General features: G+C 68.9%; 14 protein-coding genes. 12 read left to right on the top strand and 2 right to left on the bottom strand.

Translation table 11 applies throughout. The features are described from left to right. Window positions 1-11 precede the first annotated feature (11 nt). Window positions 12-1,916 carry a molybdopterin biosynthesis protein gene (locus AUR65_RS09845; RefSeq protein ID WP_058566731.1) on the bottom strand — a complete coding sequence of 635 codons (1,905 nt, stop codon included), beginning with the start codon at window positions 1,914-1,916 and terminating at the stop codon, window positions 12-14. Next, complete coding sequence (locus tag AUR65_RS09840; protein WP_058566730.1) at window positions 1,913-3,133, bottom strand: molybdopterin molybdotransferase MoeA; 1,221 nt, start codon at window positions 3,131-3,133, stop codon at window positions 1,913-1,915. Before AUR65_RS09840 ends, AUR65_RS09845 begins: the two co-directional genes overlap by 4 nt. A 142-nt stretch (window positions 3,134-3,275) precedes the next feature. Here AUR65_RS09840 and AUR65_RS09835 point away from each other — a divergent pair, with 142 nt between their 5' ends. The 12 genes from AUR65_RS09835 to AUR65_RS09780 all read left to right on the top strand — a co-directional run bounded on the left by AUR65_RS09835 (window position 3,276) and on the right by AUR65_RS09780 (window position 15,828). After that, the gene (locus AUR65_RS09835) at window positions 3,276-3,644 is read left to right on the top strand and encodes an Hsp20/alpha crystallin family protein (RefSeq protein WP_058566729.1); all 369 of its coding nucleotides are present in this window, start codon (window positions 3,276-3,278) and stop codon (window positions 3,642-3,644) included. Window positions 3,645-3,652: 8 nt separating this feature from the next. Next, entirely contained in the window at window positions 3,653-5,329 is a 1,677-nt protein-coding gene (locus AUR65_RS09830) for an ABC1 kinase family protein (protein ID WP_058566728.1), read from the top strand. Between the two features lie 57 nt (window positions 5,330-5,386). Further along, window positions 5,387-5,815, top strand: a complete 429-nt coding sequence (locus AUR65_RS09825; RefSeq protein ID WP_058566727.1) for a DUF5518 domain-containing protein — start codon at window positions 5,387-5,389, stop codon at window positions 5,813-5,815. A gap of 94 nt (window positions 5,816-5,909) precedes the next feature. After that, window positions 5,910-6,284 carry a translation initiation factor IF-5A gene (locus AUR65_RS09820; protein ID WP_004062652.1) on the top strand — a complete coding sequence of 125 codons (375 nt, stop codon included), beginning with the start codon at window positions 5,910-5,912 and terminating at the stop codon, window positions 6,282-6,284. A 15-nt stretch (window positions 6,285-6,299) separates the two neighbouring features. Beyond that, window positions 6,300-7,112 carry an agmatinase gene (gene speB / locus AUR65_RS09815; protein ID WP_058566726.1) on the top strand — a complete coding sequence of 271 codons (813 nt, stop codon included), beginning with the start codon at window positions 6,300-6,302 and terminating at the stop codon, window positions 7,110-7,112. A 106-nt stretch (window positions 7,113-7,218) separates the two neighbouring features. Beyond that, window positions 7,219-7,980 carry a Nif3-like dinuclear metal center hexameric protein gene (locus tag AUR65_RS09810; RefSeq protein WP_058566725.1) on the top strand — a complete coding sequence of 254 codons (762 nt, stop codon included), beginning with the start codon at window positions 7,219-7,221 and terminating at the stop codon, window positions 7,978-7,980. Between the two features lie 81 nt (window positions 7,981-8,061). Further along, complete coding sequence (locus AUR65_RS09805) at window positions 8,062-9,141, top strand: deoxyhypusine synthase (protein WP_058566724.1); 1,080 nt, start codon at window positions 8,062-8,064, stop codon at window positions 9,139-9,141. Window positions 9,142-9,249: 108 nt separating this feature from the next. Continuing rightward, the gene (locus tag AUR65_RS09800) at window positions 9,250-9,939 is read left to right on the top strand and encodes a helix-turn-helix domain-containing protein (protein ID WP_058566723.1); all 690 of its coding nucleotides are present in this window, start codon (window positions 9,250-9,252) and stop codon (window positions 9,937-9,939) included. Between the two features lie 107 nt (window positions 9,940-10,046). After that, entirely contained in the window at window positions 10,047-11,447 is a 1,401-nt protein-coding gene (locus AUR65_RS09795) for an APC family permease (RefSeq protein ID WP_058566722.1), read from the top strand. Next, entirely contained in the window at window positions 11,440-12,693 is a 1,254-nt protein-coding gene (locus tag AUR65_RS09790; protein ID WP_058566721.1) for a M20 family metallopeptidase, read from the top strand. The genes AUR65_RS09795 and AUR65_RS09790 overlap by 8 nt, the downstream gene beginning before the upstream one ends. Window positions 12,694-12,786: 93 nt before the next feature. After that, entirely contained in the window at window positions 12,787-13,854 is a 1,068-nt protein-coding gene (locus AUR65_RS09785; protein WP_058566720.1) for a hypothetical protein, read from the top strand. 279 nt (window positions 13,855-14,133) lie between these two features. Further along, window positions 14,134-15,828 (top strand): L-lactate permease, encoded by a 1,695-nt coding sequence (locus AUR65_RS09780; protein ID WP_058566719.1) that lies wholly within the window; start codon window positions 14,134-14,136, stop codon window positions 15,826-15,828. Window positions 15,829-15,883: the final 55 nt, after the last annotated feature.

Genomic DNA, 15,883 nt, shown 5'->3' with positions numbered 1-15,883 from the left:
TTTCTAAAGAGTTACCGCGGCGTTTGGCCCCTCTCGAACCCTGCGAGGTCGGCAAACGCGTCGTCGCCCGCCGCGAGCGCGTCGCGGAGTGAGCCGACGCCCGGTTTATCGATTCGGGCCGGGTTCGCGAGAACGGTGACTGGCTGTTCTCCGAGCGAGACGAAGTCAAGTCCGAGCGAGTCAGCGGTCGCGCGGAGGCCGAGACCGGCGTCGGCGCGGCCGGCGGCGACCGCCCGAGCGGGGCTCTCGAACGCCTTCGTCCCGCGGTCGAACCCCTCGATTGCCTCGACGAATTCGTGTCGGGTCGTCCCGCGCTCGTCGGCGAGCGCGGCGACGGCGTTGCCGAGGTCGGTCCGCAGGCCGGAGTTGGAGTCGCGGTTGACGAACCGGAGGTCGTCGTCGACGAGGTCCGCGAGCCCGGACACCCCGTCCGGGTTGCCGTCGGGGACGACGAGCCCCCACTCGCGGGTCCACGAGCCGAGTTCGACCGCGTCGATACCCTCGGTGGCGTCGCCCCGGTCGCCCGCGACGACGGCCACGTCCGAGATGCCGTCTCGGAGCCGTCGCAGGCCCTCTCGGGAGCCGAACGGCAGGTACCGCGGCGACGACACGCGGTCGAGCAGGCGCGAGAGCGCGGGGTCGTCCTCGCCGACGCCGAGCAGTTCCGGCGCGCGAACGTCGGGCGAGAACAGTTGGACCGTCACCGCCTCGCCCTCGGCGAGGTACTCCACGTCCGCGGCGACCTCGACGACGCCGTCGGCCTCGACGAGGCTCGTCGTCGCGCCGGACCCCTTATCGACGGGGTAGACGAGCGTGTTCCCGTCGCCGTCAGCGACGAGTCCGACCGGCATGAGCCGCGTCCGGCCCTCGGCGTACCGCTCGCGGGCGGCCATCGTCCCCTCGACCGTCGCGGTCCGGGGCTCCGGGAGGCCCGCGGCGTCGCGGATTGCCGGCGCGACGAACGTCCGGAAGATGGTGAGCGCGGAGACCGGGTAGCCCGGCAGGCCGATGTAGGCGCTCCCCTCGCCGAGCGTGCCGACGAGCATGGGTTTGCCGGGCTTGACGGAGACGCCGTGCAGCAGGAGTTCGCCGCGCTCTTCGACCACGCGGTAGATGACGTCGACCGCGCTCGCGGACGTGGAGCCCGACGAGAGCACGAGGTCGCACTCGTCGGCCGCCCGGCGGAGCAGGCGCTCCATCTCCTCGTAGTCGTCGCCCGCGTGGGGGTAGAGCTTCGGGACGCCGCCGGCCTCTTCGACCCCCGCGGCGATGGTGTAGGAGTTCACGTCGTAGATTTCGCCCGCCTCGGGGCGCAGTTCGTCGCCCGGCCGGACGAGTTCGTCGCCGGTCGAGACGATGCCCACGGTCGGCTTCCCGCGGACGGGCACCTCGTCGACGCCGAGCGCCGACAGCAGGCCGATTTCGCGGGGCGTCAGTCGCGTTCCGGGGCCGAGCGCGCGAGCGCCGGCGGCGATGTCGGTCCCGGCGGGCATCACGCTGTCGCCGGGGGCGACCGCCGAGTAGACGACGAGCGAGCCGTCTCGCTCCTCGGTTCGCTCCACGATGACGACGGCGTCCGCGCCCGGCGGCATCACCGCGCCGGTGGAGATTTCGACGGCGGTCCCGGATTCGACCGTCACGTCCGGTTCGTTGCCGGCGTGGACCGCTCCGATGAGGTCGAGTTCGGCCGGCTCGGCCTCGTCCGCGCCGAAGGTGTCGCGGGCGCGGACCGCGTAGCCGTCCATGCTCGCGCGGTCGAAACCGGGCACGTCGAGTTCGGCGTCGATTCGCTCGGCGAGGACGCGGCCGCGGGCGTCTTCGAGCGCCGCGGTCTCGGCGGTGGGCGTCAGGTCGAGCGACGCGATGGCCTCGCGGGCGTCCGCCGGCGAGGCGAGGTCGCGGAACTGCTTTCTCATGCGGACCACTCCCAGCCTTCGACGGCGACCGTGTCGCCCTCGTCGTAGCCCTCTATCTCCTCCGGGACGACGACCCAGCCGTCCGCGAGCGCGACGCTGGAGAGGATGCCCGACCCGCTCGTCCGGGTCGGCTCGGCGGTCGGTTCGTCGCCCGACGCGTCCAGTTTGACGCGGGCGAACGTCCGCGTGCCGGGCGAACTCGGGATTTTCCTGGTGAGCGTCGCCTCCTGCGTCGGCAGGGGGTGCTCGGGGAGCGAGCCGACGTGCTTCAACACCGGCCGGAGGAACTGGAAGGCGTTGACCACGCAGGCGACCGGGTAACCGGGGAGCATCACGACTGGCGTGTCTTCGACCACGCCGACCGCGACGGGGTGGCCGGGTTTGAGCGCGACGCCGTGGACCAGTACCTCGCCGATATCGTCGATGACTTCGGGGATGAGGTCGCGCTCGCCGACAGAGGACCCGCCGGTGGTGACGACCACGTCGTGGTCGAGGTCAGATTCGACGGCCTCGCGGAGCAGGTCGGCGTCGTCGACGACGATGTCGCGATAGCTGGCCTCGCCGCCCCAGCGCTCGACCAGTCGGGAGACGGTCAGGCCGTTGGTCTCGATGACCTCGCCGGGGCCGGGGTCGGACTCGACGAGTTCCTCGCCGGTCGGGATGACCGAGACGCGGGGGCGTTCGAACACCGTCACCTCCTCGACGCCGACGGAGCGAAGCAGGCCGATGTCCGACGGGCGAAGCTCGTGGCCGGCCTCGAACAGCGGCGTTCCCTCGCGCACGTCCTCGCCGCGTTCGCCGACGTTCTCGCCCTCCGCGAGCGCGTCGAACACTTCGAGTTCGTCGCCGAGTCGTTCGGTGTGTTCGACCATCACGACGGCGTCGGCCCCGTCGGGCACGTCGCTGCCGGTGTGGACGCGGGCCGCGGTCCCCGGTTCCACCGGGCCGTCGACGATTCGGAGGACGTTCGGTGAGCGGCCGCTCGCGCCGAAGGTGTCCGACGCGCGGACGGCGTAGCCGTCCATGGCGGCGCGGTCGTAGCCGGGCACGTCGGCGGGGGCGACCGCGTCTTCCGCGAGCGCCCGGCCGTCTGCCTCGGCGAGCGGTCGGCGCACGGTTCGGTCGTGCGGCGTCGCCGCCGCGAGGAGCGCCTCGCGGGCGTCCGACAGCCGCGTTCGTTGTTTGAACCCGGCCGTGCGTCGGTCGTCGTGGTTCATACGGGCCCTTCGGTTCGGGGGGCAAAAAGCGTCGGCCTCGGTCGCGTCGGCGGGCGATTCCCGAGCCGGTCGGTTGTGTCTCGCGCTCGCGCGCTCGCGCGAGACCGCCGGGTTTTTCGACCCCGACTCCCTATGAGCGTTCATGTCAGCACTGCGCGACGCGCTGTCCGACCTCCCGGACGCGGTGTTCGCCGACCTGTTGGAGTCCGAGACGTCCTACCTCTTGGTCCTCGACCTCCCGGGCGTGACCGCCGAGACGGCGGAGCTCCGGGTCGAGAAAGGCCGATTGGTCGTCGAAGCGCGACGCGACAAACGGCTCCCCGCCGAGTTCGACTACGTCCGCGAGGAACGACCGCTGTTCCTCGACGCCGAAGTTCCACTTCCACCTGACGCTGTGGCCGACGAAGCCGAGGCGTCGATGGAGCGCGGGACGCTGGAAATCCGGCTCCCCAAGCGCGAGGCCGCCTCCGAGCGGACCATCCCCATTACCACCGGCGACGACGACGCCTGACGAGGCGGGTGGTCACGCTGGTCAACCTCCGCGCCTATTGGCGGTTCCTCGTCGTCCTGTATCAGTTCTTTCCGCTCATCGTCGCGTACACTCGTGACAAGCGGAAGTACCTCCTGTTCGGCGGCGGCCGACGCGTCACGACCGAGATGCGCGTCGAGCGCGCCGACATCCTCTTGGAGTCGCTACTGACGCTCGGGCCGACGTTCATCAAGCTCGGACAACTGCTGTCGACGCGCCCCGACATCCTCCCGCCGGAGTACATCGAGGTGCTCGGAACCCTCCAAGACGACGTGCCGGCCGCGCCGTGGGACGAGTCGAAGGCCGTCCTCGAAGCAGAACTCGGCCCCGTCGAGGAGGCGTTCGACGCGTTCGACACCGAGCCGATAAGCGGCGCGAGCCTCGGGCAGGTGTACGTCGCCGAGTACGAAGGCGAGAAGGTCGCCGTCAAGGTCCGCCGCCCCGGCATCGAGGACCTCGTCGAGGCCGACCTCCGGGTGATTCGGTGGTCCATGCCGCTTCTCATGCGGTTTATCGGCGAGGGACGGGCGTTCTCGCTGGAGAACCTCGCCGACGAGTTCGCCAAGACCATCCGCGAGGAGATGGACTACGCCGAGGAGGCCGAGACGCTCGTCGAGATTCAGGAGAACTTCGCGGACGACGACACGCTCGTCATCCCCGAACCGATTCCCGAGCGCTCCGACGACCGGGTGCTCACGATGGAGTACCTCCCCGGAACCAAGATAAACAACATCGACGCGCTGGACGACCTCGGCGTCGACCGGACCGAACTGGCGACGAACCTCCAGCGAATCTACCTTCAGATGATCGTCGAGGACGGCGTCTTCCACGCCGACCCCCACCCGGGGAACCTCTCCGTGACCGACGACGGGCGAATCATCTTCTACGACTTCGGGATGCACGGCGAGGTCGACCCGTTCATCCAGGACAAAATCGTGGAGTTCTACATCGCCGTCGCCAATCAGGACGTCGACGGCATCCTCGACACGCTCATCGAGATGGGGACACTCAGCCCGAACGTCGACCGGCAGGTGATGGGCGACGTGATGGAACTCGCCATCGCCGACGCCCGCGGCGACGACATCGAGCAGTACCGCGTCAACCAAATCCTCGAACAGGTCGAATCGACCATCTACGAGTTCCCGCTTCGGCTCCCGCGGAATCTCGCGCTCGTGCTCCGGGTCGCCGGCGTCGTCGAGGGCGTCTGCGTCACGCTCGACCCCGAGTTCGACTTCATCTCGGTGGCGACCGACTACCTGACCGAGGAGGGCTACCGCGAGGAGAGCGTCCAGAAAATCATCGAGGGCGTCGGCCAGCAGGGCCAAAAGACCGCCCAGTCGCTGTTCCGCGTGCCGCCCAAACTCGAACGCGTCCTCGACCGGGCGGACCGCGACAACCTGACGCTCAACGTCCGACTGGAGGACAACCGCGGCGTCCTCGACAAACTGGCCAAGCGGCTCATCTACGGCATCTTCCTGTCGTTCGGCTTCGTCTCGACGGTCATCATCTACGCGCTGAACCCGGAGAACCTCGTCGCGGTCGGCGCGGCGGGCGCGCCGACGGGCGTCGTCGCCCTGCTCCTCTGGCGGTCGTTCCGCTCGCGGAAGGGGCTCCGGGCGACGCCGCAGTTCACCCGACAGAACCTCAAAGAGCGCCGCAGAGAGTAATCAAAGCTGAGAATCGGGCGCGTAATTTTATCGGCTCTCGCCGACACACTCTCCCTCATGACGGAGTGGCGACCGGTGCTCGTGGGGGTGTGCCTCGCCGCGTGTACCGAATCGCTCGTCTACGCGATGACGGGCCAGTTCACGCTCGTCGGCGGGGTCACGGGGAGCGCGCTCGCCGGATACGTCGTCGGCACCGACCCAGCCGACGGCGGGTGGCACGGCCTCATGGCCGGCGTCGTCTGGGGCTGTCTGCTCATGCCGGTCTCGGTGCTTCTCACCTTCCTCGAACGGACGCCGATTCTCTTTCCGTTCCAGTACCTCATCCCGATGTTCGAGACGGCGGGCGAACTGACGACCGCCATCATGCTGGCGCTCGCGCTCCCGAACGTCGCGTCCGGGGCGCTCGGGAGCCTCGCCAGACGGGACGCGGCGGGGACGTGGTTCGACCCGGAGATGGCCGAGGTCGACGCGGTCGAAGACGCGTGACCGAGCGGGCCGACGCCCGCGATTTTCACGGTAAGGATTCGCGTGCGAAGACGGTTCCAAACCGTTTATACCCTCCATCCGATAACGGAGAGACATGGCGAAAGAGCAGAAGCAGGTGCGCGAGCTCCAAGAAGGAAGCTACGTCATGATGGAAGAAAAGCCGTGCAAAATCAACGCCTACAGTACTGCCAAGCCGGGCAAGCACGGCAGCGCGAAGGCGCGCGTCGAAGCCCGCGGCGTCTTCGACAGCAAGAAGCGCTCGCTCTCCCAGCCTGTCGACGCGAAGGTGTGGGTGCCCATCATCGAGCGGAAGCAGGGGCAGGTCGTCTCCGTCACCGGTGAGGACGCCCAGATCATGGACCTCGAAACCTACCAGACGTTCACGATGCGCATCCCCGAGGAGGAAGACCTCAACCCCGAAGACGAGATCGAGTACCTCGAGTACGAAGGCCAGCGAAAGATCGTCTAAACGGGGGCCACAGAGATGTTCCCCGGAGCAATCGCAGACCGCGAGGTCGCCGACTACGTGCTTCTCGGCGCTCCGCTCGACATCTCGACGTCCTTCCAACCCGGAACCCGTTTCGGACCGAATCGAATCCGTCGGTTCGCCGAGTCGTTCGACGACTACGACCGGCGCACCGACCAGTTTTTCACCGACTTGCGCGTCCACGACGCGGGTGACGTCCGCGCGTGGGACGACGCACCTGAGTACGTCGAATGGCTCGCCGGGAGCGTCCGCGACGCCGTCTGGGACGACGCCGTCCCCGTCGTCATCGGCGGCGAACACACCGTCACCGCCGCCGGCGTCACCGGCGTCGAACCCGACGTGTTCGTCTGTCTCGACGCTCACCTCGACCTCCGCCGCGAGTACGACGGCAACGAGTGGAGCCACGCCACCGTCACCCGCCGCGTCCTCGACGAACTCGGCGTCGACGAGGTCGTGATTCTCGGCGCGCGAACCGGCTCGCCCGACGAGTGGGAGCGCGCCGAGGCCGACGACGTGACCGTGGTCGAACCCGAGGCCGTCCCCGACTGGGAGCCCGATTTCGGCGACGAGTCCGTCTATCTGAGCGTCGATATCGACGCGGCCGACCCGGCGTTCGCACCCGGCACGGGAACCAAAGAGCCGTTCGGCCTCGCCTCTCGGGAGATGCGAGACGTGGTCCGAGCGGTCGCGCCCCACGCCGACGGCTTCGACGTGGTCGAGGTCAACGACCGCGACGACGGACAGGCCGCCTCGCTGGCGGCGAAGCTCCTCCGGGAGTTCGTCTTCTCACACGCCGCCGGCCGGCCGTAACGCCGACTCCCGGCCGTCCACGCACCGCCGGGTCGCGCGCACGCACGACCGACGCCACCGCGCACCGTCCCGTTCCTTACAAGTCCCCGAGTCACCACTCCCCGGTATGCAGCTCTCCGACATCGTCGCCCGACTCGACGAGACGCTCGCGACCGACGACTTCGCCGACGTGGACGCCAGCGCCAACGGCCTACAGGTCGGCCCCGAGGAGAAATCGGTCGAGAAAGTCGCCTTCGCCGTCGACGCCGCGGAGGCGACCATCGACGCCGCGCTCGACGCCGACGCCGACCTCCTCGTCGTCCACCACGGACTCGTCTGGGGCGGCCTCGACCGGGTGACCGGCCGCGACTTCGACCGCATCGAGCCGCTGATTCGCGGCGACCTCGCGCTCTACGTCTCGCACCTCCCGTTGGACGGCCATCAGGAACTCGGCAACGCCGCCGGCGTCGCGGACCATCTCGGCCTCGCGGACACCGAGCCGTTCGGGTCGCTCGGACCGATTCACATCGGGCAAGCCGGGGAACTCGCGTCGCCGAAGACGGCCGACGAGGTCCGCGCGTCGCTCGACGAACTGGACGGCAGCGATGGGACGAAAGTCCTCGACTTCGGCCCCGACGAGATTTCGTCGGTCGCGGTCGTCACCGGCTCCGGCGTCGATTGGCTGGACGAGGCTATCGACCGCGGCGTCGACGCGCTCGTCACCGGCGAGGGCAAACAGAAGGTGTACCACGAGGCGCGCGAGGCCGGTATCTCGGTGTTCCTCGCGGGCCACTACGCGACCGAGACGTTCGGGGTGCGAAGCCTGCGCGACCTCGCAGACGACTGGGGACTGGAGACCGAGTACGTCAGTCACCCGACCGGACTGTAGGGGCGACCGAGCGTCTGACAACCCCCCGCACGACCTCGTCGGACCGGGGCGTTCAAACGCTCGGCCGACGCACTCCTTCGCATGAGCGACCACGACGACGACGGCTACGAGATGCCGGACCGCGAGGAGTTCCAACACGACCCGCTGGGCCACGCCGAGGTCCGCGGCGGCATGACCGTCGGCGAGTTAGTCGAGCAGTACGGCCACGCGGGCATCGGCGCGGCCGACGTGCACGAGGCCGCCGACATCTACGCCGAGATGCTGGCCGACGACGACTGCACGGTGTTCATGTCGCTGGCCGGCGCGATGGTCCCGACCGGGATGCGAAAGGTCGTCTCCGACCTCATCCGCGACGGCTACGTGGACGCCCTCGTGACGACGGGCGCGAACCTCACTCACGACGCCATCGAGGCCATCGGAGGCAAGCACCATCACGGACGGGCCCATCCGGAACCGTCCAGCTCCCCCTCGCACGGCTCGCGGGAACACGGTGCCGAGCACCACGGCGAGAAGACCGAACGCGAACACGACGAGACGCTCCGCGACGAGGAGGTCGACCGCATCTACAACGTCTATCTCCCGCAGGAGCATTTCGCGCTGTTCGAGTCGCACCTGCGCGACGAGGTGTTCCCGGCGCTGGAAGCGGAGGGAACCGTCAGCATCGCCGCCCTCTGCCGCGAACTCGGCCGCGCCAACAGCGAGGTCAACGACCGCGAGGGAATCGAGGAGGACGCCGGCGTCGCCGCCGCGGCCTACGAGGCCGACGTCCCCATCTACTGCCCCGCAGTACAGGACTCCGTCCTCGGCCTGCAGGCGTGGATGTACTCGCAGACCTCGTCGTTCTCGCTGGACGCGCTGGCCGACATGACGCCGCTGACGGACCTCGCGTACGACGCGGACACGGCCGGCTGTCTCCTCGTCGGCGGCGGCGTCCCGAAGAACTTCACGCTCCAGACGATGCTCGTCACGCCCGGCGCGTACGACTACGGCGTCCAGATTACGATGGACCCCGCCGCGACCGGCGGCCTCTCGGGCGCGACGCTCGACGAGGCGCGCTCGTGGGGCAAACTGGAGAAGGACGCCCGCAACGCGACGGTCCTCGGCGACGCGACAATCATGCTCCCGCTGCTCGTCGCCGCGGCGCGCGAGCGAATCGAGTAACGCCTCAGGGCCCGCAAACGGCCGCGTCAGACCGCCCTTACGGCCGATGCGTGCATCGCGTCAGGTGGGATACTTTTTTGCCCGGTGAGCACCCTTCCACGCCAACGAATGGCACGAAAGGGTGCACAGGGCGTTCGCGTCTGCCTCGATATCTGGCACCCCGACTGCTGGACGCTACAGGTGACCGCGGAGACGAGCGGCGGCCTGCTCGGTCACGGCGTCCACGAGATAGACGGCCTCGCCAACGGGCGCTTTACCGCCTACGCCGACACGACCGAGGAGGTGGACGAACTCGTCGCGGCCGTCCGCGCGTCCGACCTGACCGAGTCGGTGTGGGAGACCGACGACCACGCCGGCGACGCCGGGGTTCCGGGGAGCGCGGCCCGCGGTATCGTCGTCCGCTACGAGCTCCAGAACTCCATCAACGACGCCCTCGTTTCGCGGGGGTTCATCCCCGACGAGCCGGTTCGGATGCAGGGCGGCCGCGAGCGCTGGACCGTGCTCGTCCACGAGACGCGACAGACCGTCCACGAGCGGGTCGAGGAGATTCGCGAGGAGCGGGACGCCGACATCGACGTGGAACTCATCACCGCACCCGAAGACGGCGGCGGCATGTTCCGCACCGACGCGCTCTCGGAGCGCCAGCGCGAGGTGTACGAGTTGGCCCGCCGCCGCGACTACTACACGTGGCCCCGCGAGGTGAGCGCCGCGTCGCTGGCGGCGGAGTTGGATATCTCGAAGGCGACGCTCCTCGAACACCTCCGGAAGGCGGAGTCGAAACTGCTCGGCGACGACTGAGCCCGCGCTGTCGCGCTGTGGTTGGAGACGGATTTCGGCGGGTTCGCCGCCCACCCCACTCATGAGAGGGAGGGGTACTTTACGCGACAACTGACCCATGTGATAGCATGTCATCAGTAGACGTGAACGACGGACGGAGCCTCTCGCGGGACATCGGACTGTTCGGCGCGGTGAGCACCGTGGTCGCGGGCACCCTCGGCGCGGGGCTGTTCGTCACCCTCGGCACGGCGAGTTCGACGACGGGGCCGAGCGTCATCCTCGTGGTCGTTCTCTCGGGACTGCTCGCGATGAGTATCGCGCTCAACTACGGCTGGATGGCGACGATATTCCCCGGGGCGGCCGGGTCGTACGCCTACGTCTCGCGGACGTTCGACAGCCGCCTCCCCGGGTTCGTGGTGACGTGGTCGAAGTGGCTCGGCTATATGGCCGCCGACGCGGTCCTCGCCATCGGCTTCGGGAGCTACTTACAGGTGTTCTATCCCTCGGTCGACCCGACGCTGGCCGGGTTCGGGCTGCTCACGGTCCTCTTTCTGGTCAACCTCGTCGGCGCGAAGAGTTACAGCGTCTCGCAGAACGCCATCTTCGGCTTCCTCATCCTGTCGATACTCGTGCTCGTCGGCCCCGGGTTGTTGAACATCGACGCCGCGAACTACCAGCCGTTCTTCACCGGCGGCTTCGACGGCTTCGTCGCCGCCGCGGTCCCGCTGTTCTACGCCTACATCGGCATCGCCGTCGCCGGGCAGATGGGCGCGGAGGTGAAGAACCCCTCGCGGAACCTCCCCCTGGCGATGGCCGGCGGGACGGCCATCCTCATCTTCCTGTACGTGCTGACCGCCGGCGTCATCTACGGCGTCGTCGGCGACTACACGGTCCTCGCGAACTCGGCGCGGCCGCTCTCGACGGCCGCGGAAGTGTTCCTCGGCGATATCGGCACCGCCATCGTCGGCATCGGCGGCCTGCTCGCCACCGCGTCGTCGGTCCACGCCGTCATGGCCGCGGGCATCAAGATGCCCTACTCGTGGGCGTGGGACGAGGTGTTCCCCAAGAAATTCTCGGCGGTCTCCGACCGTTTCGGGACGCCCCATTGGTCGCTGTTGACGCTCTACGTCGTCGCCTCCGGGCTCACCTTCTGGAGCACCGGCCTCAGCCAGGCCATCGCCATCGCGACGTTCAGCTACCTCATCGCGTACGCCGCGGTGTCGATAACGGTGCTGTACGTGCTCTACAACCGCACCGACCTCCGCGCGGAGGCGGGCTTTTCGCGCCCGTCGCTCCTCACGGTGACGGGGCTCGTCGGCTCGCTCGGCGCGGTCGGCCTCCTGACCGAGGCGTACAAGGGCTCGCTGTCGATTTACGTCCCGTGGGTCGCCGTCGGCCTCGTCGTCTTCGGCGTCTACTGGTACCGCGGCCAACAGAAGGACCACGACGTGGAGGCCATCCTCGGGACGCTCCCCGGCGTGCCCTCCGACGAGTACAACCCGTCGGTCCGCGGGGTGAGCGATGACTGACGACGCGACGCCGCGCGGGGACTACTCGGGCGACTCCGACTTCGACCGCGACGCCGCCCCCCGCGTCAACCCCGACGAGACCATCGACCTCTTGCAGGAACTCGTGCGGATTCCGAGCCCCTACTTCGAGGAGGCCGAGATAAGCGAGTTCGTCTACGACTGGTTGGACGCCCGCGGGCACGACCCGGAGTACCACCACGTGAGCGAACCGGACATCACGGAGTACGAGGGCGACAACGTCGTCGCTCGACTGGCGGGCTCTGACCCGGACGCGCCGACCCTCCTGTTGAACGCCCACATGGACACCGTGAAACTGGTCGAAGACTGGGACGAAGACCCGTGTTCGGGCCGCATCGAGGACGGGAAACTGTACGGGCAGGGCGCGTGCGACATGAAAGGCGGCCTCGCGGCCGTCATGGCCGCCTTCGACGCACTCGCCGACTGCGACCTCGCCGGCGACGTGCTCCTCACGGCCGTCGTGGACGAGGAGGGACCCTACGGACTCGGCACCGACCGACTCATCCGCGACGGCGTCGTCGACGACTGCGACGCCGCCGTCGTCACCGAACCCGGCCCGATTCTCGCACAGGAGGACATCGAGAACCCGGCGCTCCTGCTCGGCGCGCGCGGGCGCTACTTCTACGACATCGAAGTGCGCGGGCAGGCCGCACACGGGTCGAAACCGGACACCGGCGTCAACGCGGTCGTCGAGGCCGGCAAACTCGCGGCCGCGCTCGACGACCTCGACGTGGGCGACCACCCGAAACTCGGTTCGGGGTCGACCTGCCCGCTGAAAATCGAGGGCGGGAGCCAGACGCTTTCCGTCCCCGAGCGCGCTCGCCTCATGGTGGACCGCCACGTCGTCGTCGGCGAGACGCTCGAAGACGCCCGCGCCGACGCCGAACGCGCCGTCGAGGAACTCGGCTTGGAGAGCGAGGTCGACGTCGGGTTCCGCGAAGCGCCCGACGAAGGCATCCGGTACGGCCCCTACGTGACCGACGAAAACCACCCGCTCGTTTCGGCCCTCACAGACTCCACCCGCGCCGTCGCCGACACCGACCCCGCCTACGGCTACTTCTCCAGCGTCGGCGACTTCAACTACCTCGGCGACCGCGCCGGCCTCCCGACGGTCATCGTCGGCCCCGACGGCGAGAACATCCACGCCGCCGGCGAGTTCGTCTTCACCGACGACGTGGTCGAGGTGGCCGACATCGTCGCCGACGCCGCCGTCCGGTTCCTCGGCTGAGGCGGCCGTCTCTCCGGGTCGCGACCCGGGCGTTCTCAGCGCCGAGAACCGGGCGCAAACACCTAACAATCCCGCCCGGGATTCTCGGACGCAATGACAGCGCCCCCGCTCGCGTCGGTCGTTTCGGCCCGCACCGACGTCGAACTCGCCGCCGTCTTCGAGCGCGTCTGGGAGGCGCGGGGCTACCAGACGCGCGTCCGGTTCCGCGGCCCGGACGTGCACGTCGAAGCCGCCGGGGAGACGCCCGAGGGCGCGACGCGCGAACTCCGAATCTGGATTACGACCACCGGGACCGTCACCGCGGACAAGACGAGCGCGTTCGTCCGACGGTGCGAGCGCGCCGCTATCGAGCCCTACGTGGCGGCGGTCGGCGGTGGCCGCGTCGCCCCGGACGCCCACCGCCGCGGCCTCGTCGTCCTCGACGCGCCGACCATCGCCGTCGAAATCCGAGAGACCGGCGTCGAGTCGTTCGTCCGCGACCTCGCCGCCGAGGCGGACGGTGCGGACGGCGACGGTGGCGGCCCCAGTTCGGGAGCGGAAGGCGACGACTCGAACGACGACGAGGCAGACCGGCTCACCCGTCGCGAGGCGCTCAAAAAGGCCGGGGCCTACGTCGCCGGCGGCCTCGTCACGTATCTCGCCGTCGAGCGCGTGTCGGACTTCGTCCAGCAGTCGCCGAAACTCCGCGCCGCGGTCGCCCGTCACGCGGCGTGGCTCGACGCCCGCCTCCCGGACGTGCGCCTCCCGACTATCGAGTGGTCGCTCCCGACGCCGCAACCGCTCTCCGAGGAGTCGACCCTGCCGAACCGAACGACCGCGGTCGCGACGCCGGCGAACGCGACGACGATTCCCTACGCCGACCTCCGGACGAACCCCGAGTCGTACGCCGGGACGACCGTCACCTACACCGGTCGCGTCGAGGAGACGATGGAGCGCGGCGAGGCCCGACTGGCGCTCGTCGCCGTCGAGGACGACCGGGGGCGACTCAGCGGCGACGTGGTCGCACGATGGCCGACCGGGCGCTTTTTCGACGGCGACATCGGCTTTCGACTGCTCGCCGACGAGCGCGTCCGACTCTGGGGCGTCGTCGCCGGTGAGGGCTCGATTTCGGGGGGTGCACAGTACCCTCGCATCGACGTGTCCGTGTTGGAGAAGACCTGAGGGAGTCGGGAGAGACCGATGGTGATTACTCGGTCGCGGGGCGAAAGCGACGTGGCCGATGACGACGGCACCGTTCCGAACCGAACTAGGCACTCGGTGATGCGGAGCCCTATGAGTGCCGAGGCCACTTTCTCACGCGAAATCTATCTGCCCTCGACTAGTGTCACGCGACCCAGGGAACTTGTCGCCCGAGTATATTAAACCCGCTCTCGGTTCGAGGCGCGAGAGAACGGGGCGAGTAATACAACAAACTCGGTCAAGAACAATCAGAAAGAAACAATGGCATCAGTCGAAATCTTAGCGCTCGCGGCGAGCGTTCCAATCGTCGTCGCGTTCGTCCTCCTCGCTGGGCTTCGGTGGTCGGCGGCGCGGTCGATGGGCGTCGGCTGGGTACTGGCGACGGCGTTGGCGCTCACGGTCTGGCACATGGAGCCGACCGCGTGGGCGGGAGCCGCGATATACGGCGCGCTGGAGGGGTTCAACATCGTCCTCATCGTCTTCGGGGCGATTCTGCTCATGAACTATCTCGAGGTCAGCGGCTCCATCGAGACGATTCGGTGGTACTTCCGCCGACTGGAGCGCGACCGCCGCATCCAGTTGCTCCTCATCGGACTCGGCTTCGAGACGATTATCGAGGGCGTCGCGGGGTTCGGGACACCGGGTGCGCTGGCCGCGCCGCTGTTCATCGGCCTCGGCTTCCCGCCGCTGGCGGCGGCGGTCTTCGGCCTGTTTTTCAACGCGCCGAACCCGCAGTTCGGGGCCGCGGGGACGCCGATTATCGGTGGGGTCAGCCAAATCGAGTCGATTCTCCCGGCGGCGATGGCCGGGGGACCGTTCCGGCAGTTGGTCTCGGCGTGGACCGGCGTCATGACCGGACTGACGTTCGCGTTCTGGGGCCTCCTCGGCGTGTTCCTGCTGGTCTACTGGTTCGGCGACGACGACGAGCGGTCGGTTCTGGGTGCCGCGCGAGCCGCCGCGCCCATCGCGCCGTTCGCGCTCGTCCTCGGCGCGTTGACCGGCGCGGTTCAGCTCGCAGTCGCGTGGTTCATCGGCCCGGCGCTCCCCGATATCGCCGCCGGCTTCGCCGTCCTCGCCGTCGGCGTCGTGATGGCCGACCGGGACGTGCTCGTCCCGTCCGAGCGGTGGACGTTCCCCGACCGCGAGGGCTGGCTCGACGAGTGGCTGGGCGGCCTCGACCCGTCGTCCCTCGACACCGACGAGCCGCGAAAGCGGATGCCGGTCTGGAGGGCGTGGGCCCCGTACGTCGCCGTCGCGCTCGCGCTGCTCGTCACGCGCTGGCCGACGCTCGACCTCGTGTCGGTCTTGCAGGGGTTCACCGTCGGTCCCTACGAGATATTCGGGTACGAGACGATGTCGTGGTCGCTGGCGTATCTCTACCTGCCGGGGACGATGCCGTTTCTCCCCGTCGCCGTCCTGACCGGGTTGTTCTACCGGATGGACACCGGCGAGATGGTCGGCGCTTGGGTCGAATCCGGGCGACAGGTCGCGACGGCGGCGGTGACGCTCGTCGTCGCCGTCTCGCTCACGCAGGTCATGATTCAGTCGAGCATCAACCCCGCCGACACCGTCGGGATGATGAGCGTCCTCTCGTTGGTGCTGGCCCAGGGTGCCGGGGCGGCGCTCCCCGTCGTCGCGCCGTGGATTGGCGCGCTCGGGACGTTCGTCACCGGGAGCAACACCACCTCGGACATCCTGTTCAACGCCCTGCAGTACAACGCGGCGGCCGACGTCGGTATCTCCCGCGCGCTCGTCGTCGCCATCCAGAACGTCGGCGGCGGCGTCGGGAACATGATTTCGGTCCTCAACATCGCCGCCATCTCCGGCGTCATCGGCATCGCGGGCCGCGAGGGCGACATCCTCCGGAAGGTGGTCGTGCCGACCGTCGTCTTCGCGCTGTTCGCCGGTGCCGTCGGGTCGCTTCTGATCTACGTCGTCGCGCCCGGCGTCTTCTAGGCGGCGGCCGGGCGGCACCCGTCTCCGAGAGAGCGAACCACTTTTGGGCCGATTC

This window comes from Haloferax marisrubri (genome assembly GCF_001469875.2).
GTDB classification, from domain to species: domain Archaea; phylum Halobacteriota; class Halobacteria; order Halobacteriales; family Haloferacaceae; genus Haloferax; species Haloferax marisrubri.
The sequence above is the reverse complement of the archived record's forward strand: the minus strand, read 5'-3'. Positions and strand labels throughout refer to the sequence as shown.

Excerpts from the sequence above, each read along its gene's own strand:
- AUR65_RS09845 (WP_058566731.1), bottom strand. The coding sequence starts at position 1,916 with ATGAGAAAGCAGTTCCGCGACCTCGCCTCGCCGGCGGACGCCCGCGAG.
- AUR65_RS09840 (WP_058566730.1), bottom strand. The coding sequence starts at position 3,133 with ATGAACCACGACGACCGACGCACGGCCGGGTTCAAACAACGAACGCGG.
- AUR65_RS09835 (WP_058566729.1), top strand. The coding sequence starts at position 3,276 with ATGTCAGCACTGCGCGACGCGCTGTCCGACCTCCCGGACGCGGTGTTC.
- AUR65_RS09825 (WP_058566727.1), top strand. The coding sequence starts at position 5,387 with ATGACGGAGTGGCGACCGGTGCTCGTGGGGGTGTGCCTCGCCGCGTGT.
- AUR65_RS09820 (WP_004062652.1), top strand. The coding sequence starts at position 5,910 with ATGGCGAAAGAGCAGAAGCAGGTGCGCGAGCTCCAAGAAGGAAGCTAC.
- speB (WP_058566726.1), top strand. The coding sequence starts at position 6,300 with ATGTTCCCCGGAGCAATCGCAGACCGCGAGGTCGCCGACTACGTGCTT.
- AUR65_RS09810 (WP_058566725.1), top strand. The coding sequence starts at position 7,219 with ATGCAGCTCTCCGACATCGTCGCCCGACTCGACGAGACGCTCGCGACC.
- AUR65_RS09805 (WP_058566724.1), top strand. The coding sequence starts at position 8,062 with ATGAGCGACCACGACGACGACGGCTACGAGATGCCGGACCGCGAGGAG.
- AUR65_RS09800 (WP_058566723.1), top strand. The coding sequence starts at position 9,250 with ATGGCACGAAAGGGTGCACAGGGCGTTCGCGTCTGCCTCGATATCTGG.
- AUR65_RS09795 (WP_058566722.1), top strand. The coding sequence starts at position 10,047 with ATGTCATCAGTAGACGTGAACGACGGACGGAGCCTCTCGCGGGACATC.
- AUR65_RS09790 (WP_058566721.1), top strand. The coding sequence starts at position 11,440 with ATGACTGACGACGCGACGCCGCGCGGGGACTACTCGGGCGACTCCGAC.
- AUR65_RS09785 (WP_058566720.1), top strand. The coding sequence starts at position 12,787 with ATGACAGCGCCCCCGCTCGCGTCGGTCGTTTCGGCCCGCACCGACGTC.
- AUR65_RS09780 (WP_058566719.1), top strand. The coding sequence starts at position 14,134 with ATGGCATCAGTCGAAATCTTAGCGCTCGCGGCGAGCGTTCCAATCGTC.